This window comes from Pseudonocardia benzenivorans CB1190, assembly GCF_000196675.2.
GTDB classification, from domain to species: domain Bacteria; phylum Actinomycetota; class Actinomycetes; order Mycobacteriales; family Pseudonocardiaceae; genus Pseudonocardia; species Pseudonocardia benzenivorans.
In genome coordinates, this window is record NC_015312.1 from 4488941 (window position 1) to 4511547 (window position 22607).

Below are 22607 nucleotides of genomic sequence, written 5' to 3' on the forward strand. Positions count from 1 at the left end.
GACTGGGACAAGGGCCGACGATCCGGACACCGTCAGCCGGTGACCTCCTCGGTCCGCGGCCGGCGGGCGCCCGGGAACGAGAAGACCATCTCGGCGGGCGCGTCCCCGGTGTTGACGATGGCGTGCGGGCGTCCCGCCGGGATGTGCAGGGTGTCGCCGGTGGTGAAGGCGACGTCGCCGAGGTCCGTACGCAGCACACCCGACCCGGCCACCACGAGGCAGACCTCCTCGGTCGTGTGCCGGATCAGCGCCGTCGACTCCCCCGGCAGCACGTGGGAGAGCCCCAGCGTCGACGTCGCGTGGGGAACCGTGTCGGCGTCGACGAGCATGGTCGCCCACGACCCCTCGCCCGCGGCGGCGGTGGCCTGGGCCCGCGGGATCACGGTCACCGGGGACGCGGGCACGGGCCCGTCGGCCGAGGCCCGCCAGGACCTGGCGATCCGCTCGCGCGTCGTGAAGACGACCCCGTCGAACCCCGATGCGTACTCGACGAACCGCTCGAGGCCCGCGATGCGGGCGGGCCTGCCGATGATCCGGCAGTGCAGGCCGACCGACATCATCCGCGGCGCCTGCGCGGACTCGCGGTACAGCGTGTCGAAGGCGTCCTTGAGGTAGGTGAAGAACTGCTCCGAGGTCGCGAGCGGGTCGGCGAGCCAGAACTGGATGTCGTTGGTGTCGGCCGTGTAGGGCACGACGAGGTGCGAGGTCCCGTCGACGTCGACCTCGTAGGGCACGTCGTCGGCGTAGGAGTCGGAGTCGTAGAGGAACCCGCCCTCCTCGACGACGAGCCGCCGGGTCCGCTCGCTGGGCCCGTACCGGCAGTACCAGCCGACGGGCCTGCTCCCGGTGGTGCGTTCCAGCGACTCGACGGCCATCCGGATGTGCTCGCGCTCCTCCTCCTCGGAGAGCCCGAACACCTCCTCCCACCGCCAGCCGTGGCTGCACACCTCGTGCCCGGCGGCGGAGACGGCCTCCGCGACCGCGGGGGCCATCTCGAACGCCTGTGCGCACGCGAAGAACGTCGCGGGCACGCCGTGGCGGCGCAGCACGTCGAGGATCCGCCAGACGCCGACGCGCGAGCCGTACTCGTACATCGACTCCATGGCGAGGTTGCGGACACCGTCCGGGAAGGGGTAGGCCCCCCACTCCGTCAGCGACTCCTGCGTCGCGTCCCCCGCCGGGAGCGAACGCTCCGAACCCTCCTCGTAGTTGACGACGAGCGAGATCGCGAGCCGGTCGTCGCCGAGCCACCGACGCGTCGGCGGGGTCGGTCCGTAGCCGACGACGTCGCGTCCTCCCGGTCCCGTCATGCCTCGTCCCCCAACAGCTCGCGGACCGCCGCGGCGAACTCACGCGGGGTGTCGACCATCGGCGAGTGGCCCGCTTCCGCAATCTCGACGGCCCGGCAGTCGGGGATGCCCGCGACGAGCGTCGCGACGTGCTCCTCGGTACGCGCCGCGTCCTCCGTGCCACGCACGACCAGCGTCGGCACCGAGATCTCCGGCAGCCGGTCGACGACGTCACCGGCGAGCACGCCGCGCAGCACCGCGGACAGGAACGGGTAATCGGCGGTCTCGACGGCCTCGGCGTAGAGCCGCATGTCCTCGGCCGGCGGGTCGCGGTACACCAGCGACCGCACGACGGCGGCGGTCGACGCGGGCGCGGCGGTGCCACCCGCGTCGAGCCACTCGCCGAGCGTCGCGCGGAACGGCGCCTTCACCCCGGCGGCCGTGGCGCCGGTGCCGACCAGCACGAGCGAGTCCAGCGCCGGGCGGCCCGCGATGGCGATGACCTGCGCGAGCAGCCCGCCCGTCGAGTTGCCCATGAGCACGACGGGCCGGTCGGTGTACTCCTCGGTCGCCGACGTGATCGCGGCGGCGAGGCCGTCGAAGGCACCGTCGTCGGCGGGGATCGTGCCGGCGCCGGAGTACATGTCGACGAGCACCCAGTCCCGCTCGGGCATCAGTTCGACGACGGGCAGCCAGAACTGCCAGCAGCCGAACCACGGGTGCAGCGCGACGATCGGGGCCTTCCCGGAGCCGTCGCCGGTGTGGACGTGCAGGTCGAGGCCGGACGCCGACCTGCGCGCGGTCGTGCTCACGACGCAACCAGCCCGAACTGCGCGGCCCGCTCCAGGGTGGCCTGCGCGCGTTGGGCGATCGGGTAGTCGACGAGCTTGTCGTCGACGGTGATCGCGGCGATGCCGTCGCGCTCGGCCTCGTCGAAGGCGGCGACGATGCGCTGCGCCGTGTCGATCTCGGCGGGGCTCGGTGAGAGCACCTCGTTGACGATCGGCACCTGGTCGGGATGGATCGCGAACTTGCCGGTGAAGCCCATCCCGTGGGCCTCCTCGGTCTGGCGGCGCATCGCGCCGGGGTCGCGGACGTCGGCGAACGCGGTGTCGATCGGCTGCACGCCCGCGGCGACGGCGGCCATCGCGACGTGGATCCGCGACGACGTCATCAGTGCGTGCGCCTGCTCGGGCACGACCCCCATGTCGAGCGCGAAGTCGTAGGCGCCGAAGGAGATCCGGCGGACCCGGTCGCTCGGGCGGGCGAGCGCGACGGCGTTGAGCACCCCGGCCGCGGTCTCGAGGATCAGCACGAGCTCGAGCCCGGCGGCCAGGTCGCGGTCGATGCCCGCGACGACGTCGGCGTCCTCGCACTTGGGGACGATCACGCCGCGCGCGCCGATCCGGGCGGCGGCGGCCAGGTCCCCGGTGTGCCACTCGGTGTCGACGGGGTTGACCCGCACGTACACCGACTGCCCGGCGGCGGCGGCCAGGTCGGCGGCCTGCTGCAGGTTGTCGCGCGAGGCGACCTTCTGGCTCACGCCGACGGAGTCCTCGAGGTCGAGGATCACGGCGTCGGCGCCGCTGCGGGAGGCCTTCTCGAACCGGTCGGGCCGGTTGGACGGCACGAAGAGCAGTGAGCGGGGGTCGGTCATGCGGGGGCTCCGTTCGAGGAGGGGGTCGTGACCGCGCCTCCGGCCGCCGACCCGACCGTGGCGGCGTACTTGGCGAAGACGCCGCGGGTGAACTCGTGACCGGGCGCGGGCGGCGGGGTGCGGGTGGTGAGGTCGGCGTCGGTGGCGATCGTGCGGGTGTCGGCGTCGAGGACGATCCGGTCGCCGGTGCGCAGCAATCCGATCGGCCCGCCCGCCGCGGCCTCCGGCGCGACGTGCCCGACCATCAGACCACGCGTCGCGCCGCTGAACCGGCCGTCGGTGACCAGCGCGACGGTCTCGCCCAGTCCCCGGCCCATGATCGCCGACGTCACCTGCAGCATCTCGGGCATCCCCGGCCCGCCGCGCGGCCCGACGTGCCGGATGACCACGGTGTCGCCCGGGCCCACCGCGCCGCCGAGGACGGCGTCGAGCGCGGCGCGCTCGCCGTCGAAGACCCGCGCCGTCCCGGTGTGCGACCGCGGGGTGTGCGCGGTGACCTTGACGACGGCACCGTCCGGCGCGAGGTTGCCGCGCAGGACGACGAGCCCGCCCTCGGCCGCGAACGGCTCGGCGAGGGGGGCGACGACGCGCTGGCGCGGCGACTCCACCGCGTCGGCCGCCTCCTCGCCGAGCGTGCGGCCGGTGACCGTCGGCGTCGAGCCGTCGACGAGCCCGCCCTCGACGAGGCGAGCGACGAGCAGCATCGTGCCGCCCGCGGCGTGCAGGTCGGCGGCGCTGTAGCGCCCGCCCGGCATCAGGTCGCACAGCAGCGGTGTCCGCCGGGAGATCCGGTCGATGTCGTCGAGGGTGAGCGGGACACCGACCTCCGCGGCGAGCGCGATGAGGTGCAGGACCGCGTTCGTCGAGCCGCCCGACGCCGCGACGGCGGCGACGGCGTTCTCGAACGCGGGCCGGGTGAGCAACGCGCTGGGACGCAGGTCGTTCGTGGCGACGGTGTCGACGAGGGCGGCCGCCGCCGCGACCGCCTCGGGCTTGTCCGCGTCGACCGCGGGGATGCCGTTGACCCGCGCGGGCGAGAGGCCGAGCACCTCCATGACCATCGCCATGGTGTTGGCCGTGTACTGGCCGCCGCACGCCCCGGCGCCGGGGCAGGCGGCGGCCTCCATCTCGTCGAGGTCGGCGTCGGTGAAGGTCCCGGCGGCGTGTGCGCCGATGGCCTCGAACACGTCGTGCACGGCGACCTCCCGGCCGCGGAACCGGCCGGTGAGGATCGTCCCGCCGTAGAGCAGGACCGACGGCCGGTCGATGCGGGCCATGGCCATCGCCATGGCGGGCACCGTCTTGTCGCAGGAGGCGATGCCGACGATGCCGTCGAACATGTGGCCGCGGGCGACGAGCTCGACCGAGTCGGCGACGAGCTCGCGGCTCACCAGCGACGCCCGCATGCCGGGCGTGCCCATCGTGATCCCGTCGGAGATCGCGATCGTGTTGACCTCCATCGGCGTGTACCCGACGGAGCGCACGCCCGCCGCCGCGTGCACGGCGAGGTCGCGGTGGTTGAGGTTGCACGGCATCGTGCCGGTCCAGCTGTGCACGACGCCGACGACGGGACGGTCGAGGTCGTCCGGGGTGAAACCGATGTTGCGCAGGTAGGAGCGGGCCGCGGCCCGCTCCGGCCCGGCGTACAGCGCCCGGCTGGGGCGCTCGTGGAACGGCATGGTGGGTGCTTCCTCCGTGGAGTGGGTCAGAGCGATCCGGCCTCGCGGACCTCCTTGCGCCTGCTGTAGCGCGAGGCGCAGACCGCGACGACGAGCGCGCCGCCGTAGAACAGGTCCGAGACGTAGGACTGGGCGCCGAGCATCTGGAGGCCGGTGGTGCCCGCGACCAGGAAGTACACGGCGATGAACGAGCCCCACGAGTTGAACTTGCCGGGCAGGATCGCCGTCGAACCGAGGAAGGCCGCCGCGAACGTCGGCAGCAGGAACGCCTCGCCGGACACCGGGTCGGCCGCGCCCGTCGTGCCGGCGTAGAGGATGCCGGCCAGGGCGGCGAGCGTCGCGGACGCGACCAGTGCGCCCCACCGGATCCGGGTGACCCGCAGGCCCGACAGCCGCGACACGGCCCGGCCACGGCCGACGAACAGCAGCCGCCGCCCTGCGGCGGTGTACTCGAGGAAGTACCAGAGCCCGGCGGTGATCACGAGGCCGTACCAGAACGCCAGCGGCACCCCGAGGAACCGGTTGACGATGACCCAGTCGGTCAGGCCGGACGAGATGCCGCTGATCGTCGTCGAGTCGCCCAGCCAGAGCACGGCGCCGGAGAGGATCGTGCCCGTCCCCAGCGTGACGATGAACGGGTCGACGCCGAACAGCAGTACGAACGCACCGTTGAGCAGGCCGATCACCGCCCCGGTGACCAGGCAGATCACGATGACGAGCCAGATGTTCATGCCCTGCTGGGCGTTCAGCACGCCGATCAGCATCTGTGACGTCATCAGCACGCCCGCGACCGACAGGTCGTAGTCGCCCGCGGTGAGCGGGATCAGCAGCGCGCACGTCAGCACGACGAGCACGGCCTGCGAGCCGAGGATGCCCTGCAGGGTCGACGTCGTCAGGAACGTGCCGGGGCGCAGCGCACCGAACACCACCACGACGACGACCAGCGCGATCACGATCGAGAACCGCTGCGCCAGCGACCGCGCGACGGTCGCGCTCGAGGAGCGCCCCGGCTCCACGACGACGTCGGTCGCCGGCTCGGAGTTGCTCGTGCGGGTCATCGGTCCTCTCCCTCGCCTTCGGTCGGCCCCACCGGGCCGGCGGGAACCGCACGGTCGGCGAGTGTGTAGCACTCGTGCGCGATGCGGTCCTTCGTGATCTCGTCGCCGAACAGCTCACGGGCGACGCGGCCGCGGTCGAAGATCAGCACCCGGTCGCAGATCGCCGCCAGCTGCTCGTAGTCCGAGCTCGCGCACAGCACGGCGCAGCCGGACCGCGCGGCCTCGTGGACCACGTCGTAGATCTGTGCGCGGGCGCCGATGTCGACGCCCTGCGTCGGCTCGTGCAGCAACAGCACCTCGGGCTCGGCCGCGAGCCACTTGGCCAGCAGCACCTTCTGTTGGTTGCCGCCCGAGAGCGACTGGTAGGCCAGTCCGGGGACGGGCGGTCGCACGTCGAACCGGTGCAGGGTGTCCTGACAGTCCCGGGCCAGCCGGGCCCGCGACAGCCCGTGCCACGTCGAGTACCGGTCGATGACCTGCAGCATCGCGTTGTCGCGGACGCTCACGCTGCCGACGCTGCCGTCGCGCTGCCGGTCGGCGGGGATGAGCGCCATCCGGTGTGCGATCGCCTTGACCGGGTCCATCCCCGGCAGCGACAGCACCTCCGCACCCTTGCGCAGCGTGCCCGACGCCGCCGGGAACGCCCCGAACAGCAGGTAGGGGATGCGTTCGAAGCCGGAGCCGAGCAGCCCGGTGAGGCCCAGCACCTCACCGGGGCCGAGGGCGAACGACACCGACTCGACACGCTCGTCGGACAGGTCCTCGACGGCCATCGCCCCCGTCGCCGCGGTCGGCACGACCTCCTCGCGCTCCCCGCTGTGATCGGGCAGCTCGCGCCCGATGATCAGCTGGACCAGCTCGGTGTCGCTCACCGTGGCCGTCTCGACCGTCGCCCGCAGCCGGCCGTCCCGGAAGATCGTGGCGCGGTCGGTGATCTCCCGGACCTCGTCGAGATCGTGGGAGACGAACAGGACGGCGGAGCCGCCGCCGGCGATCTCGCGCATGAGCGAGAACAGCTGGCGGCGACCCGTCTCCGGCAGGAACACGGTCGGCTCGTCGAGGATCAGCATCCCGGGCCCGGTGCGGGTGCTGCCGCGCAGCGTCCGCATCTCGTGGACGGCCCGCACGATCGCGAGCAGCGCCCGCTGGGTGCCGTCGAGATCCGCGACGCGGGCGGCCGGGTCCAGGTCGACGTCGAACTCCTCGAACAGACGCCGGGCCTCGGCCCGCTGCCGTCGCCAGCCGATCGCCCAGTTCCGCGACCGGCTGAACGAGCCGATGCGCAGGTTCTCCAGCACCGACAGGCTCGTGATGAGCCCGAGGTCCTGGTGCACGAAGCTCATCCCGTGGTCGCGGAACGCGCCCGGCGGCAGCGGCAGCGCGACGTCCTCGCCGTTGATCCGCAGCCGGCTGCCCGGGTCCGGGTCGTGGAACCCGGCGAGGACCTTGATGAAGGTCGACTTGCCCGACCCGTTCTCCCCGAGCAGACCGTGGATCTCTCCAGGGAGGACGTCGAGGTCCACCGAGTCGAGCACCCGGACCCCGGCGAACGACTTGGAGACGCCGCGCGCCTCGACCACCGGCAGGGCGCCCGCGCGGGGCGCCCCACCGGAACCTGCCGGAACCGCCATCAGCCCGCCGCCTTGCCCCACAGCTTGAGGTAGCTGTCCGCGAAGGAGTCGCCGTAGCCCTTGCCGAGCTCCGGCGGGTTGCCGGCCTCGGCGACGTTGGTCTTGGTGAAGACCCGCAGCTGGATGCCCTCGTCACCCGACGCGATCGGGCCCGCGCCGGAGATGATCCGGCCGACCTGGTCGACGACGGCGTACCCGACCTGCGCCGGGTTCTCGCCGACGTCCATCCGCACGACGTCCGCGTCCTGCATCATCTTGAGCACGAACGGGGTGCCGTTGAACGTCGAGATGTGCACCTTGCCGGTGGCGCCGGCGAGCTGGATGCCGGGCACCACGAACTGCGACATGCTGTCGTAGAGCGGCACGACGTAGTTGAGGTTGGGGTCGGTCTGGATGGCCGAGCGGACGATGTTGGTGATCTGCGTCGACCAGTCCGGCACCGAGACGTTCTGGAACGTCAGCTTGCAGTTCGGGCAGTACTTCTTGAACTCGTCGTTGATCGCGTCGATCGAGGCCGGGCTCCCGATGACCTCCTTCGAGGTCAGCACCAGGACGTTGCCCGCGCAGTTGGTGTCCTTGATGACGAAGTCCGCGGACAGCCGGGCGGCGAGGTCGTACGGCTGCGCGACACGCGCGGTGACCTCGGGTCCCTGGGGCTGGGTGAGGTCCTCGTTGAGGACGGTGATGATCGGGATCCCCGCCGCCTTCGCCGCTGCGGCCTGCGGCTGGAAGTAGGTCGGGCTGATGGTGCCGCCGGTGAGGGTGATGGCGTCGGGCTTCTGCGCGATGGCCGCGTTCATGCCCTGGATCCACTGGGTGTGGTCGCCCTGGTTGGGGTAGTCGACGACCTTCATGCCGACCTTCTCCGCGGCCTGGGTCATCGACGTCGTCAGGGCCTGCGTGAACGGGTTCGCGCTGGACTCCTGGATGTTGAAGATGGTCTTGCCGGCGGCCTTGCTCATGTCGAACGCCGGGCCCGGCTCCTTGTACTCGGGCACCGCCGAGTACTTGTCGAGCGCGGCGTTGACGGCGGTGAGGTCGCACGAGGCGCCCCCGCCCGCCGCCGCGGCGTCACCGGAGGACGAGCCTCCCGACGAGCACGCGGCGACGACGGTCAGCATCAGCGCCGCCGCGCCGACGGTCGCCATCCGTTTCATGGACGTGCCAGACAGCATGTCTCCTCCTAGAGACCAGCCGGGACCGGGTCAGCGGTCGCCGCGGGCGTGGGACAGCAGGTACTTCTCGACGTCCTGCCGGGGCAGGACGTCGGCGTACTTCGAGCCGATGTCGAAGAGGTTCGCGCGGTGCGGCTCCTCGGCCCGGTCGAAGACGCACTCCTCGGGCACGACCACCCGGAACCCGTAGGACACCGCGTCGATGACGCTGGCGCGGATGCAGCCGGACGTCGAACACCCGGTGACGACAACGGTGTCGATCCCCCGTTGCACCAGGTACGACGTGAGATGGGTACCGAAGAAGGCCGACGGGAACTTCTTGACGAGCACCAGCTCGTCGGGGCGCCGGTCCAGGTCCGGGTGGACCTCGACCGCGGCCGGGTCGTCGGTGCGCAGCTCGCGCAGCGCCGGGACCTTCGCCGCGAACGACGCGGCGTCCTCGCCGGGGGCGTAGGCGATCGTCGTGAACACGATCGGCGCGCCGGCCTCCCGCGCCCGCCCGAGCAGCTCGGCGATGTGCGGCACCGCAGGCGCGTCGTCGGCACCCACGCCGTAGGCGCTGGAGGTGAACGCCCGCGAGACGTCGACGACCAGCACCGCGGGGCGCTCCCCCGCACCGGCGGCCGCGCCGATGCCGCGCTCCGCGTAGAACTCCCCGACGGCCTCGAAACCGTTGTCCGACAACGCGTTCCTCCTCAGATGATGCCGTCGGCCTCGAGGGCCGCCAGCTGCTCGTCGGTGAGGCCCAGCTGCTCGCGGTAGACCTCGTCGTTGCTCGACCCCTTGGGGGCCCCGGCATGCCGGACCTTCCCCGGGGTGTCCGACAGGACCGGGACGACGTTCTGCATCAGCACGTCGCCGAGCCCCTCGTGCGGGACCCGCACGATCGTCTCCCGCGCGAGGTACTGCGGGTCCTTGACGATGTCCGCCGCGGTGTACGCGGGCGCGATCGCCCCCTCCGCGGTCTCGAACTCCGCGAGCACCTCCTCGGCGGTGCGTTCGGCGATCCAACCGCCGATCGCCTCGTCGAGCTCGGCGGTGTGGGCGATGCGGCCGGGGTTGCCGGCGAACCACGGCTGCTCGGCGAAGTCCGGCCGGCCGACGAGCCGGACGACCCGGTCGGCGATGGACTGCGCGGTGGCCGACAGGGCGAGCCAGCGCCCGTCCTTGGTCTGGTAGGCGTTGCGCGGGGCGCTGTAGGGCGTGTGGTTGCCCGAGCGGCCCACGACCTCACCGGTCTTGTCGTAGAGGATCGTCTGCGGGCCGAGCATCCAGAACATCGGCTCGTAGATCGACAGGTCGATGACCTGCCCCTTGCCGTTGCCGCCGTGCTCGCGCCACCAGAGCGCGAACATGATCGCGAAGCAGCCGGTGAACCCCGCGATGCAGTCACCGAGCGCGAACGGCGGCAGCGCCGGGGGCTTGTCGGGCCAGCCGTTGATGTGGGCGAACCCCGACATCGCCTCGGCGAGGGTGCCGAACCCCGGCCGGTTCGCGTACGGGCCGGTCTGGCCGAACCCGGTGGTGCGCAGGATGACCAGGCCGGGGTTGATCTCGTGCAGGACGTCGGGGCCCAGGCCCCAGCGCTCGAGCGTGCCGGGCCGGAAGTTCTCGACGAACACGTCCGCGTCGGCGATGATCTTCTTGAGGATGTCGGCACCCTCGGGGGCGGACAGCTTGAGCGTGATACAGCGCTTGTTGCGGGAGACCAGCGCCCAGAACAGCGACTCGCCGTCGACGTTCCAGCCCATCGATCGCAGGCTGTCACCGCGCGGGTGCTCGACCTTCAGCACGTCGGCGCCGAAGTCCGCGAGCAGCGTCGCGGCCACGGGCCCGGCGAAGATCGACGCCGCGTCGACCACCTTGAGTCCCTGCAGGGGAAGATCTGTCATGCCGGACGGCTCCTCGTCGTCAGCTCGTGGAGGCTCGGAGTCGATACAGAAAATATTCTATGAAGTAAGGTCGGAGCGGCTCCGGGGTTCGCGCCCGGTCCCCCCGTGAGCGGCGATGGTCGCCGCTCACGACCCGCCGGGGGCGTCACGCGGCCCCCTCGTCGGGGTGGTTCTCCAGCCAGAAGCGCGCGATCTGCTCGCGGGTGGCGAACCAGACGTCGGACTCCCGCTGGGCGTGCTCGATGAACTCGCGCAGGGCCGACGTGCGTCCGGCCTGGCCGGCCCAGCGCGGGTGCAGACCGATCGACATCATCCGCGGCCGCCCGGCGCGGCCCTCGCGCAGCAGCTCGTCGAAACCGCGGCGGCAGACGTCGAAGAAGTCGGTCGGGCTGGCCATGCCGGGGGGCATCGCGTACTTCACGTCGTTGTAGACCATCGTGTAGGGCACGACGAGCTGGCGCTTGTCGCCGACGCTGACGTAGTAGGGCAGGTCGTCGTTGTAGGCGTCGGAGTCGTAGAGGAACCCGCCCTCCTCGACCAGCAGCTCGCGGGTGTGCACGCTCGGGCCGTAGCGGCAGTACCAGCCGACCGGCCGGGTTCCGCAGGTGCGCTCGAACGACGCGATGGCCGCCGCCATGTGCTCGCGCTCCTCCTCGCGGCTGAGCACCCACGGCTCCTCCCAGCGCCAGCCATGGCTGCAGACCTCGTGCCCACCGCCGACGACGGCCTTGGCCAGCTCGGGGTTCTGCTCGAACGCGACGGCGGCGGCGTAGAACGTCGTCGGGACGCGGTACTCCTCGAACAGGCGCAGCAGCCGCCAGACGCCGGCGCGCGCGCCGTACTCGTAGATGGACTCGACGCAGAGGTCGCGGTACTCCGCGGGCATGCCGTACGGGATCTCGCCCAGGCCCTCGTTGCGGGCGTCGCCCGCGGCCCACGAGATCTCCGAGCCCTCCTCGGCGTTCACCACGATGCTCACGGCGATCTTCGCGCCGCCCGGCCACTCGACGGCGGGCGGCGTCGCGCCGTACCCGATGAGGTCGCGCCGGGGGCCGGGCACGTCGGCTTCGGTGAACTGAAGGGTCATCGGATCCTCGTCGATGTCGGAAGTCGCTGTCGCTGTCGATGTCGGGAATTGCGTGTCGCGAACGGCATGCGGGCCTGCCGGACGCCGGCATGCCGGTGTCCGGGGGTCGCCGGCGGGGGTCCTAGGTCCTCGGCTCGCCCAGCTCGGGCTGCTCGGAGGCCGAGCCCGCCTGGATGTGCGCCAGCATCGCGTCGGCGCCGGCCTGGGCGTCGCCGGCCAGCACGGCGGCCATGACCTCGCTGTGCTCGCGCATGCTGTCGGGCGACCGCTGTTCGACGGCCCAGTTGGTCCGCCACGGGAACACGTCCCACAGCCGTGCGGTGAAGTCCCGCAGCATGTCCGAGCCGGCGGCCTCGTAGATCGCCAGGTGCCAGGCGGAGTTGAGCTGAGCCATCCGCTTGCCGCGGCCGGCGCGGCCTGCGGCCAGGAAGCTCTCGTGGATGGTCTGCAGCTCTCCCCTCTGGTCGTCGGTCATCCGCTCGATCGCGAGCCGGGTGGCCAACGGCTCGAGCGCCATGCGCATTGCATACACATCAGACAGCCGTTCCGGCGAGTGTCGCGCGACGACGACACCCCGGTGCGGCTCGTAGTGCACGAGACGGTCCGCCTGCAGCAGGCGGAGCGCCTCCCGGATCGGGGTGGGGCTCATGCCCAGCTCGGCCGCCAGCTCGTCGACCTGCAGGCGATAGCCCACCTCCAGCTGGCCACTGCGGATTCGTTCGCGCAGGACCCGGAGCGCCAGCTCCGACTTGGTCCGATGCGTCGGAATCTCAGGTTCGGTCACGAGGCAGATCATGCAGGCAACACAGACGTCTCTGTCTCACGGGAGGCTCCCCTCGACGTGTTCTGCAGTGAATAGAAAATATCCTGTAGTCGGGTTGTATGCAAGGAACCGGCTTCAGCCGAAACCCGTTCGTTGCCCGACGCAACCTCGTCGTCACGGAGCCGCTGCGACGCCCCGTTCAGCACGCTCGGCAGGGCCGCCCGCTCGCGCCGCCACGACCGGGCGCACCCTGAGCGTCGCTTTCCCGCGCGGCGACGACAGTGAGGTTGCGCGCGGGATTGCGAGCGAGCGCGACCGGCCCGGATGCGGCCGACGAGCGCAACCTGAGCGTCGCTTTCCCGCCCGGCGACGACAGCGAGGTTGCGCCCGGGGTCGGCAGGCAACACCGGACGCGCCCCCGCGACGCGGAAGGACGACCCGCCGGGCGCAACCTGAGCGTCGCTTTCCCGCCCGGAGACGACAGTGAGGTTGCGGCCGGTCAGCGGACGACGGCCAGCGCGCGGGTGAGGCCGAGGGCCGCGGTGCGAACGGCCGGGGCGAGCCGCTCGGCGTCGAACCGGTTGACCCAGCCCGTGATCGACAGCGCGGCGAGCGCGCGTCCGTCGGCGTCGAGCACCGGGGCGGCGACGCAGGTGACACCGACACCCGACTCCTCACGCTCGTAGGCGACGCCGCGCTCGCGGATCCGGGCCAGCTCGGCGTGCAGGAGGCCGGGCGCGATGATCGTGCGTGGGGCGCGGCGGGTGAGGCCGGCGCGCAGGACGTCGTCGAGGAGCTCCGGCGGCGCGAACGCGAGGATGGCCTTGCCGACGCCGGTGCAGTGCATCGGCATCCGGCCGCCGACGCGTGAGGGCACCCGCGGTCCCGAGCGGCCCTCGAGCTTCTGGACGTAGACGACCTCGGTGCCGTCGGGCGTCGCGAGGTGGATGGTCTCGTGGGTGGCCTCGAAGAGGTCGGCGAGGAACGGCACCGCCGCCTCGCGCAGGCCAAGCTGCCGCGGCACGAGCTGGCCGAGCTCGAACAGGCGCATCCCCAGCCGCACCCCGCCCCCCGGGCTGCGTTCCACGACCTGCCACTCGGCGAGCTCGCTCACCAACCGGTGCACCGTCGCCTTCGCGATGCCCGTGCGGCGCACGATCTCGGCGAGCGAAAGCTCGTCGTCGCCGAGCCGGAACGCGGTGAGCACCGTCAGGGCCCGGCCGAGAACGGAGTTGGGCCCGTCGCCGTTCCGATGAGTGGACCGCACGCCTTCCAGCCTGCGTCGTCGCGGTGCGATCGTCCAGTCCATGGACATCCCGAAGGTGCCGGTCGCGATCGTCGGCCCCGGACATATCGGCACGGACCTGCTGGTCAAACTCCGTCGGAGCCCGGTGCTCGACGTCCGCTACGTCGCCGGGATCGTCGAGTCCGAGGGCCTGGCCCGGGCCCGCGAGGCCGGCGTGGCGGCGTCGGCGGGCGGCGTCGACTGGCTGCTGGCCCAGGACCCGCTGCCGCGCATCGTCTTCGAGGCGACGTCGGCCAAGGCGCACCTGGCCAATGCGCCGCGCTACGAGGCGGCGGGCATTCGCGCCGTCGACCTCACCCCGGCCCACCTCGGCCCGATGGTCTGCCCGGCGGTGAACGGCGAGGACCACCTCGACGCGGCGAACGTCTCCATGATCACCTGCGGCGGGCAGGCGACGATCCCGATGGTCGCAGCCGTCTCCCGGGTGACCCCGGTGCCCTACGCCGAGATCGTCGCCTCGATCGCGTCGCGGTCGGCCGGACCGGGCACCCGCGCCAATATCGACGAGTTCACCCACACCACAGGCGGCGCCGTCGCCGAGGTCGGCGGGGCGGCGCGCGGGAAGGCGATCATCGTCCTCAACCCGGTCGAACCGCCGATGATCATGCGCGACACCGTGTTCTGCATGATCGGTGCCGACGCCGACCGCGCCGCGATCACCGCGTCGGTCCACGACATGGTCCTGCGGGTGCAGGAGTACGTCCCGGGCTACACGCTGCGTGCCGAGCCGCAGTTCGACGAGCCCACCGACGAGTGGGGCGGGCACGCCCGAGTCGCCGTGTTCCTCGAGGTCAAGGGCAACGGCGACCACCTGCCGCCCTATGCCGGAAACCTCGACATCATGACCGCGGCCGCGGCACGCACCGGCGAGCTGATGGCCCGCGCCGAGCTGGGAGCTCTCGCATGACGAAGCGCGCACTCCGCAACGACGTCCGGATCATCGACACCACGCTGCGCGACGGCAGCCACGCGATGGCCCACCGCTTCACCGAGACGCAGGTCCGCGACACCGTCCGTGCCCTCGACGGCGCCGGGGTGGAGTGGATCGAGGTGTCGCACGGCGACGGCGTCGGCGGCTCGTCGTTCAACTACGGGTTCTCCGGCACCGACGAGATGACCCTCATCGCCGCCGCCCGCGAAGAGGCCCGGCAGGCGAGGATCGCGGTGCTGCTGGTGCCGGGCATCGGGACCGTCGACGACCTCAAGCGGGCTCACGACGCGGGCGCGGAGATGGTGCGCGTCGCGACGCACTGCACCGAGGCCGACGTGTCGCCGCAGCACTTCGCGGCCGCCCGCGACCTGGGTATGGAGACGGTCGGCTTCCTGATGATGGCCCACCGCACCGACCCCGCCGACCTGGCGAAGCAGGCGCGGATCATGGTCGACGCCGGGTGCGAGTGCCCGTACGTCACCGACTCCGCGGGCGCGCTGCTGATGCACGAGGCCAGGGCGCGGTTCGAGGCGCTGCTCGCCGAGGTCGGCGACGAGGCGCTCGTCGGTTACCACGGGCATCAGAACCTGTCGATGGGCGTCGCGAACTCGGTGATCGCCTACGAGACCGGGGTCCGGTCGATCGACGGGTCGCTGTGCGCGCTCGGCGCGGGCTCGGGCAACTCCCCCACCGAGGTGCTCGCCGCGGTGTTCGACCGGCTCGGCGTGGACACCGGGCTCGACGCCGGTGCCCTGCTCGACGCCGCCGAGGACGTCGTGCGGCCGTACCTGCAGCGCTGGCCGAAGATGGACCGCAACGCGATCGTGCAGGGGTGGGCCGGGGTGTACTCGTCGTTCCTGCTGCACGCCGAGCGGGCCGCAGAGCGCTACAAGGTCCCGGCGCACGAGATCCTGCGTCGCTGCGGCGAGCTGGGCTACGTCGGCGGCCAGGAGGACATGATCATCGACGTGGCGATCGGGTTGGCGGCCGAGCGCGCCGGCTCCTGACCACGTCGGCGCCGGCCCGCGCCGGCTCCTGGACACCACCACGCCGGACCCGCCGGCTCCCCGACGACACGCGCGCCGAGCCCGTCGCCCCGACGGCTCGGCGCGTCGTGCTGTGCCGCGCCGGCGCTCCGCCGCCGCGTGCTGTGCGCCGGGCCGGGCCGGGCCGGGCCGGGCGATGTCCTCACCCAGACCACGCCCGCAACGTCACCGGCCTCCTGCCGCCAGGAACGGCCCTTTCCGGCAGTCCAGTTGCGGGAAAGTGCCGTTCCTGCACAACGAGCGGAGCGAGGCAGTCCTCATGTCGCTGGAGAACCCACGGCGGGCTGCTCGGGGAGGGCTACCTGCACGGGACGAACACCGTCGCCGAGGCCGTCCGGCAGGTCCAGGGCCGGGGCCCCGCCACGACGTCGCCGTCGCGACGTCCGGCGCCCAGAGGACGGCTCCGCGCTGGTGCTCACCCGCGACCGGTGACGTCGCCACGGATCGGGGTCAGCCCGTGTATCACGCCACCGCCGGCCGTCAGGGACGGACGGCGAGGTCGAGGCGCTCCGCGACCAGCGGGCGGGCGTGCCCGCTGCTGGGCCGCAGGTTCGCGAAGAGCCGGTCGAGCAGGCTCGACGCCGACTGGCTGTCCGTCGCGGGATCCCGGCCCTCCAGCTCGGCGACCCGGGCGGCGAGCACCGAGAGCTCCATCCCGAGCGTGAGCACCATCGCCGCCAGCTGGTCGACGGTGGCGCTGCCCAGGAAGGCGGGCTCCGACCCCTCCACGACGTCATCGATGTCGATCATGCTGCTCCCTCCGCCGGCGCCGGCGGTGTCGTCGATGCCGCCAGAGCGGGCTTGTGCGCCTCCAGCACCGCCCACGGCAGATGCCACTCGGCTCGTTCCGGGAAGCCCTCGGGCAGGAGCTCGCCCGTCCGTTCGTCGAACGGCACCCACCGCGCCCCGGCCAGCCCGACCGCGGACAGCTCCCGTACGACGTCGAACTCCATGAGCCCGGGCATGAACGGCTCGTTCTGCCGCCAGGCGTGGTCCTCCATCACCGCGTCCCGGAAGAGGTCGCCGGTGCGGCTGAACTCGAGGAACCGCACGATGCCTCCGGGCGTGAGGATGCGGGCCGCCTCGGCGAACGTCGCGCGCAGGACGTCGGGCGGCATCTCGTGGAGCACCATCGTCCCGGTGACGACGTCGACGGTGCCGTCGGGCAGGCCCGTCGCGGCAGCATCGCCCTGCCGGAAGGTGATCTCCAGGCCGTCGTCGTCGGCCCTGGTCGCGGCGAGCCGGACGCACGGTCCGGAGAACTCGATGCCGATGACGTCGGCCTCGGCGTACCGCTCCTTGAACGGACGGGTGCTCTTGCCGAACCCGGACCCCATGTCGACGATCCGCCGGTACGTCTCGCCCGGGAACGTCGCGGTGAACCTGCGGTGCAGCTCGAGCCCGCGGTTGCGGCCGATGTGCAGCACCTGGGTCCCGATCTCGTACACGAGCGCGGACGGCGCCGCTCCCCAGACACCGCCGGGCTGACAGTGGATGTCGTGGTCGCGGTACCAGCCCGGCAGCTCGAGCTCCGGGTCCAGCTCCGCGCGCGCGAGGTGCGGCGGGCGCAGGTCCTCGCCGAGGGTCTCCCAGTTCCGCGCGACGACGTCGTTCACGACCCGCCACTTGAGGACCTGGGCGCCGCGCTCGAGGAAGCCGAACCACGCGTAGCTCGGGCACCGTTCGACCAGCTCACCCGCCTCCTCGAGGGTCGTCGGGGCGCCCTCCCGGGCGGCGAGCGTGTCGAACTCGTCGCGCAGCCGTCCGAAGACCTCGGTCGACCAGAGCCTCCTCATCGCGGTCAGGTAGTCGATGCGGCGGCGGTCGTCGTCGCCGAGGGTGTCGAGTGCGATGCGGGCCATCCCTGTCCTTCCTCCGTCCGATCAGTGCTCGTGCGGGCCGCCGGGACCGGACCCCTGGGTGAGGAGCTCGTCGACCAGCTCGTCGAGGGCCGCGGCGAAGTCGGCCGGCGCCTCCCACGGGGCGAAGTCGGTCAGCCCGGGGAGACGGACCACCCTGCTCCCGAGCTCGCGGGCGACCCGGTCCTGGCGGGTGGCGATCAGGTCGGCGGAGCCGATCAGCACCGCCGACGGGATCCCCGTCGTGCGGAACGCCTCGAGCATCGGTGCGACGGGCGTCGCGAAGACCGCGCGGTATGCGCTGGCATACCCGGGCCGGGCGACGAGGTAGTCGCAGACGGCGCGGTTGCGCAGCGCGATGTCGACGTCCGGATAGAGGTGGGCCAGCCGTGCCCAGATCGTCGCCAGGTGGGTGCCGTCCCCGGCGTTCTCGATGTCGGGGGCATAGCGGGCCGCTCGCTCGGCCCGCTCGTCGTCGGTGTAGAGCGACACACCGTGGAACACGACCGCGGCGACGACCCCGGAGTGCGCGGCAGCCATGATCATCGCCAGGTGGCCGCCGGTGTGCTGGCCGACGAGGACGACGGGCCTGCCTGCGCGCACGATCTCGATCGCGTCCCACAGTGTGGCGGCGTAGACGGCGAGGTCGTCCGTCGCCGGGTCGAGCGGATCGGAGAGCCCGTAGCCCGGCGTGTCGAGGACGGCGACCGGACCGCGGTGGCCGAGGTGGTCGAGGACCGGCTCGTGTGTCCAGCCCGAGAGCGGGGACTGGTGGAGGATGGCGACGAGTGGCGTGACGACGCCGTGGTCGGCCGCGGGGCGCAGCCGCACCCCCACCCGTCCCCGAGCCGTGGGGACGGTCGACACACCCCACCCGGCGTCCGCGGCCGTCACGTCGCCATCCCGACGATGATCGCCGCCAGGTGCCGCAACGCCAGGCGGTAGTCCTCGATCAGGATGTTCTCGTCGGGCCCGTCGACGCCGGAGTCCGGACGCGCGATCCCGACCCCCACGACGGGCACACCGGCCGCGGCCACCAGTGCCCGCGTCCCGATCCACACCGTCGTCGCCTCCAGCACCGGCAGCACGCCGTGCGCGAGCTCGGCCGCGGCCGCGACGACACCGGCGAACCATCCCGACGAGTCCGTCGACTCCGGCTCCCCGGCCCGCCGCACCTCGATCTCCAGGCCGGTGTCGAGGCCCTCCCCCGCGAGGAACGAGCGGAACGCCGCGAGCACGCCGTCGGTCGTCTGGCCGGGGACGAGCCGGACCTCGATGCCCGCACTGCACTCGGCCGGGACCCCGAGCGCGACCGACCCCGCGGGCGGGCCGGCGTGGATCCACGACAGGACGATCGTCGGTGACGTCCGGACGGTGTATGCCGGGGCGTCGACGGCGGTCAGGCTCTCGCGCAACGACTCCCCGGCCCGGCCGATCAGGTACTCGCGGTCGAACGGCATCGCCGCGAGGGTCGCGGCGTCGATCTCGCCCCACGGCGTCACGGACTCGAGGAAGCCGGGGACGTGCCGCCCGTCGGTGGATCGGGTCAGCGCCGCGACGGCGGCCGTCACGCGCGCGGCCGCCTGCGGGAGCAGGATCGCGTTCTGCGAGCTGAGGTCGCGGTCGAGCGCCCGGCACCGGAGCTCGAGGTAGAGGATCCCCTTCTCCCCCAGCTTGAGCAGCGGCCTTCCGTCGAAGTCGCTCCAGGAGTTCTCCCAGAGGGCACCGTCGGCGCGGACGAAGTCCGGGAAGCAGTCGACCACCTCCGCCAGGGCCGGAGCGCCGAGTGTGCGCTTCCCCTCGATCAGGAACCGCACCTCGACCGGGAGCTCGACGCCGGCCTTCACGAACGCGTCGACGACGTGGATCCGCGAGAGCAGCGCGGCCTTGTCGTCGGCGATGCCGCGGGCGAACATCCGACCGTCGCGGCGCGCGGGCTCGTAGGGCGGTGTCGTCCACGCCTCGTCGGGTCCCGGCGGCTCGACCTCGACGTCGTAGTGGTTGAAGTTCAGCAGCGAGCGCTCGCCGGTCCCCACCCTGGCCAGCAGGTACGGGTAGGCGCGGGCGGACTCGACCACCTCGATCGACGCGCCCAGGGCGCGTAGCCGGCGCTCGATCCACTCCTTCGTCGCGAGCATCCCGTCGGGTTCCTCGCGCCGTGACCGGAACCGGCAGAGCTCCTCGAGCTCGTCGAGGTAGCCGTCGAACGAGGCGTCGATCGCCTCCCAGACCGCGGCGACACGCTCCTGAGCGGGCGCGGCGGGGGTCACCACCTCCCACCGCCCGGGCTGAAGATCTCCGTCATCCGGTCGATCACCTCGTCGGGCGCGCGACGGGTGTCGTAGCTGTCGTCGTCGGGCGCCCACACGCGGAGCCGGCGGGCCCGGGCGTGCATCTCCGCGGTGAGCATCACCAGGCCGTCGCAGTCGATCACCGGCAGCCCACCGACCTCGTGGATGCCCGCCGCCCACAGCATCTCGTTGGGCAGCCCCTCACCGGGGACGATGCACTGCGCCCCGGTGCGGCGCAACGTCGTCGCGGCCTCGTCCATCGCCGCCGCCAGCGCGTCGGTGCGACCGTCACGTGTCGCGCTGGTGACGAGGTCGCGTCCGCCCTCGAGGTACCGGAACCCCACGCAGGAGTCCGCCAGCCCCAGTGCCCGGATGTTGGCGGTCAGGGCCTCCTCGAGCTCCGGGATGAAACCGACGACGCCGAAGCGCAGCCCGTGGGTGCGGGCGAGGGTGAACGCGGTCTCGCCGTAGGCCAGCACCGGGATCGAGACCAGCGAGCGGGCCATCGCCAGCCCGGGGTCCTGGCTCGTGCCGATGACGTAGGCGTCGTAGCCCGCGCGTTCGGCCTTCACCGCCTGGGAGGCGAAGTACCAGGAGAAGAACACCTCGATCTGGCCGAACCGCACGTAGTCGGCCGGGATCTGGTCGTCGTAGACCGCGCCGGGCAGGCCGACGAACGTGACGTCCGCGCGGTCCCCGAGCATCGCCGTCGCGTGTCTCGGGTAGGTCTCGTCGAGCCACGGGTTGCGGCCGATGATCGTATGCTTCTGAAACCAGATCTTCACGGTTCTCCCTGGTACGACGTGTGCTACACGCCGATCGGCGTCGAGGCCCCGCTGGGCCGTCGAGCGGGCCACGGGGTCGTCGCGGTGTCGGATGTCGGCGAGGATGCGCAGCGCGCCGAGCCTCCCCGAGTAGACGGCCCATCCCGCGCCGCGCGGCGCGTAGGCGTCGCCGACGACACGATGGGGAACCGGCAGTCGACGTGGCGCAGCCGGGGTCGCGACGCCGGCGTCCCACAGCGCGTCCACGTCCGCGACGGCGGTCTCGGTGTCCGGCAGGCTCGCCCGCAGGGTCAGCACGCGGTCGCGCCACCCCGAGACGGTCGTCATCAGGTGGACGTGCAGCAGGTCGGACGCGCGCAGTCCGGCGAGCAGGCCGAGTCGGGAGTAGATCGTCACGCCCGGCGCCAGGCTCTGCAGCGGCGTCACGTAGTGCGTCTCGACGCCATGGTGCACGAGGTGTGCGACGACGCCCCACGCCTCCCAGCCGCCGCGGTCGTCGTGGACGGCGGCCCGCCGGACACCGGCGGGATCCGGCACGCCGGAGCCGAAGCAGCGCACCGGGTCGCGGTCGTCGCTCCATCGCGGCCCGACGACGGCGCCCGTCGCGAGCACGATCCCGTCCCACGGCTCGGCCGTGAGGAGGCCGGCGTCGAACGCGACGCCCTGGCGGAGCTCGACGCCGCACTCCCGGCACGTCCGCTCCTGGTCCTCGACCAGCCGGGCCCAACCGGACCGGCCGTGCAGGGCACGGGCCGTCCGGAGCGCACCGCCGAGTGCGGGCTCACGTTCGACGAGTGTGACGTCCGCCCACCGCGTGGCCGTGAGCGCCGCCTCCATCCCGGCCGGGCCGCCGCCGACCACCAGGAGCCGGGGACGTCCGCCGGTCACGACCCGGTCGGCTGCGGCGTAGGCCTCGCGCCAGGCCTCCTCGAGGCCGACCTCGGGGTTCACGACGCAACTGATGGGCAGGCCGCCGGACGAGCGGCCTATGCAGAGCTGGTTGCAGGAGGTGCACCTGCGGACGACCTCGCCGCCGCGGTGCTTGCGATTGAGGCCGGGGTCGGCGATGTGCGCGCGCGTCATGGCCGTCGCGTCGGCGCATCCCGCGGCCAGGACGTCCTCGGCGACGTCGAGGGAGTCGATCCGGCAGGCGAGCAGCGTCGCGACGTCGTCGGGCAGCCGGTCGCGCACCGCCTTCCCGAGATGCGCGAAGGGCGCCGGGCCGTGCGACATGTCGGCCATCTGTGTCGACAGGGACGGGCCGCCGACGTAGGCGGAGTGGCTGACGTCGACGAAGTCCAGCCGGTACCTCGACGCCCACTGCGCGGCGTACTGCGACATGACGTCCACGCCCAGGCCGCCGTCGACGAACTCCTCGGCACTGATCCGCACGCCGAACGCCATGTGGGCGGGGACCAGGCCCCGGGTCCGGGTGAGGACTCGCTCGACGAGCCGCGCCCGGTTCGCGGGTGTGCCGCCGTACTCGTCGTCGCGTCCGTTGCTGATAGGCGAGAGGAACTGCTGCAGCAGGTGCCCGTGACCCAGATGGATCTCGACCCCGTCGAACCCCGCGGCCGCGGCGCGGAGCACGCCGCCTGCGAAGCAGTCGACCAGCTCGTCGATCTCGTCGGTCGTCATCGCGTGGGGTACGGCCGCGCCCCGGCTCCAGGGGATCGGGCTCGGTCCCCAGGACGGCGTCCGCGTGTAGTCGTCGGCGGCCTCCCGTCCCGAGTGGAGGATCTGGGCGAAGATCGCCGCGCCCTCGCCCTGGACGGCGGCGGTCAGCCGGCGCAGTGGCGCGACGGCGTCGTCGGACCAGACGGACAGGGCCTCGGGTCGTTTCAGGCTCGTGGGGTGGACGCGCAGCCCCTCGGTGACGACGAGCCCGACGCCGCCCGCGGCACGCTCTCGGTGGTAGGCGACGAGCCGGTCGGAGACCTCGTGCCGCTCGCCGAGGTTCGTCGTGTGGGCCGAGACGAAGATCCGGTTCCGCAAGGTCACGGGACCGAGCGTCAACGGCCGGAACACCCGCTCCGGCGGCGGCGCGTCATTCCTGTCGGTCACGACGTCGGCCTCCTCGTTCCGCCAAGAGGAACATCTGTCGTTGTATTCCCGGCGCAGCGATGAGAACATCTACCGGGATCGAAGGCAAGACGTC

The 22607-nt window shown here is 72.4% G+C and carries 19 protein-coding genes; 2 read left to right on the top strand and 17 right to left on the bottom strand.

The window, feature by feature from the left end; genetic code table 11:
- Positions 1–32: 32 nt before the first annotated feature.
- From PSED_RS20935 to PSED_RS20990, 12 genes are all read right to left on the bottom strand, one after another.
- Positions 33–1310: a polysaccharide deacetylase family protein gene (locus tag PSED_RS20935; RefSeq protein WP_013676244.1), complete on the bottom strand. Its 1278-nt coding sequence runs from the start codon at positions 1308–1310 to the stop codon at positions 33–35.
- On the bottom strand, positions 1307–2101 hold the full coding sequence (locus tag PSED_RS20940) for an alpha/beta fold hydrolase (protein WP_013676245.1): 795 nt from the start codon (positions 2099–2101) through the stop codon (positions 1307–1309). The genes PSED_RS20935 and PSED_RS20940 overlap by 4 nt, the downstream gene beginning before the upstream one ends.
- Positions 2098–2946 carry an HpcH/HpaI aldolase/citrate lyase family protein gene (locus PSED_RS20945; protein ID WP_013676246.1) on the bottom strand — a complete coding sequence of 283 codons (849 nt, stop codon included), beginning with the start codon at positions 2944–2946 and terminating at the stop codon, positions 2098–2100. The genes PSED_RS20940 and PSED_RS20945 overlap by 4 nt, the downstream gene beginning before the upstream one ends.
- The gene (ilvD, locus tag PSED_RS20950; RefSeq protein WP_013676247.1) at positions 2943–4625 is read right to left on the bottom strand and encodes a dihydroxy-acid dehydratase; all 1683 of its coding nucleotides are present in this window, start codon (positions 4623–4625) and stop codon (positions 2943–2945) included. Before ilvD ends, PSED_RS20945 begins: the two co-directional genes overlap by 4 nt.
- A 26-nt stretch (positions 4626–4651) precedes the next feature.
- Complete coding sequence (locus PSED_RS20955) at positions 4652–5683, bottom strand: ABC transporter permease (protein ID WP_013676248.1); 1032 nt, start codon at positions 5681–5683, stop codon at positions 4652–4654.
- Positions 5680–7314, bottom strand: a complete 1635-nt coding sequence (locus PSED_RS20960; protein WP_013676249.1) for a sugar ABC transporter ATP-binding protein — start codon at positions 7312–7314, stop codon at positions 5680–5682. Before PSED_RS20960 ends, PSED_RS20955 begins: the two co-directional genes overlap by 4 nt.
- The gene (locus tag PSED_RS20965; protein WP_013676250.1) at positions 7314–8489 is read right to left on the bottom strand and encodes a sugar ABC transporter substrate-binding protein; all 1176 of its coding nucleotides are present in this window, start codon (positions 8487–8489) and stop codon (positions 7314–7316) included. Before PSED_RS20965 ends, PSED_RS20960 begins: the two co-directional genes overlap by 1 nt.
- A 30-nt stretch (positions 8490–8519) precedes the next feature.
- Complete coding sequence (locus PSED_RS20970) at positions 8520–9173, bottom strand: isochorismatase family protein (protein WP_013676251.1); 654 nt, start codon at positions 9171–9173, stop codon at positions 8520–8522.
- 11 nt (positions 9174–9184) lie between these two features.
- Complete coding sequence (locus tag PSED_RS20975; protein WP_013676252.1) at positions 9185–10381, bottom strand: CaiB/BaiF CoA transferase family protein; 1197 nt, start codon at positions 10379–10381, stop codon at positions 9185–9187.
- A gap of 145 nt (positions 10382–10526) precedes the next feature.
- Entirely contained in the window at positions 10527–11468 is a 942-nt protein-coding gene (locus PSED_RS20980) for a polysaccharide deacetylase family protein (RefSeq protein ID WP_013676253.1), read from the bottom strand.
- 121 nt (positions 11469–11589) lie between these two features.
- On the bottom strand, positions 11590–12252 hold the full coding sequence (locus PSED_RS20985; protein WP_158511334.1) for a GntR family transcriptional regulator: 663 nt from the start codon (positions 12250–12252) through the stop codon (positions 11590–11592).
- Positions 12253–12730: 478 nt separating this feature from the next.
- Complete coding sequence (locus PSED_RS20990) at positions 12731–13540, bottom strand: IclR family transcriptional regulator (RefSeq protein WP_083845243.1); 810 nt, start codon at positions 13538–13540, stop codon at positions 12731–12733.
- On the opposite strand from PSED_RS20990, the gene PSED_RS20995 reads away from it, so the two are divergent.
- Both PSED_RS20995 and dmpG read left to right on the top strand, forming a co-directional pair.
- Entirely contained in the window at positions 13539–14444 is a 906-nt protein-coding gene (locus tag PSED_RS20995) for an acetaldehyde dehydrogenase (acetylating) (protein WP_013676256.1), read from the top strand. The genes PSED_RS20990 and PSED_RS20995 overlap by 2 nt on opposite strands.
- Complete coding sequence (dmpG, locus tag PSED_RS21000) at positions 14441–15475, top strand: 4-hydroxy-2-oxovalerate aldolase (RefSeq protein WP_013676257.1); 1035 nt, start codon at positions 14441–14443, stop codon at positions 15473–15475. Before PSED_RS20995 ends, dmpG begins: the two co-directional genes overlap by 4 nt.
- Before the next feature lie 519 nt (positions 15476–15994).
- Here the strand turns inward: dmpG and PSED_RS21005 are convergent.
- The 5 genes from PSED_RS21005 to PSED_RS21025 are packed head-to-tail and all read right to left on the bottom strand — an operon-like array spanning position 15995 to position 22513.
- Positions 15995–16264 carry a hypothetical protein gene (locus PSED_RS21005; protein ID WP_013676258.1) on the bottom strand — a complete coding sequence of 90 codons (270 nt, stop codon included), beginning with the start codon at positions 16262–16264 and terminating at the stop codon, positions 15995–15997.
- Positions 16261–17376 (bottom strand): class I SAM-dependent methyltransferase, encoded by a 1116-nt coding sequence (locus PSED_RS21010; RefSeq protein ID WP_013676259.1) that lies wholly within the window; start codon positions 17374–17376, stop codon positions 16261–16263. Before PSED_RS21010 ends, PSED_RS21005 begins: the two co-directional genes overlap by 4 nt.
- Before the next feature lie 21 nt (positions 17377–17397).
- A complete protein-coding gene (locus PSED_RS21015) occupies positions 17398–18267 on the bottom strand; it encodes an alpha/beta fold hydrolase (protein WP_013676260.1) in 870 nt (289 codons plus the stop codon).
- Complete coding sequence (locus tag PSED_RS21020; protein WP_041761887.1) at positions 18264–19643, bottom strand: M20/M25/M40 family metallo-hydrolase; 1380 nt, start codon at positions 19641–19643, stop codon at positions 18264–18266. Before PSED_RS21020 ends, PSED_RS21015 begins: the two co-directional genes overlap by 4 nt.
- Positions 19640–22513 (bottom strand): oxidoreductase, encoded by a 2874-nt coding sequence (locus PSED_RS21025; RefSeq protein WP_013676262.1) that lies wholly within the window; start codon positions 22511–22513, stop codon positions 19640–19642. Before PSED_RS21025 ends, PSED_RS21020 begins: the two co-directional genes overlap by 4 nt.
- Between the last annotated feature and the right edge of the window lie 94 nt (positions 22514–22607).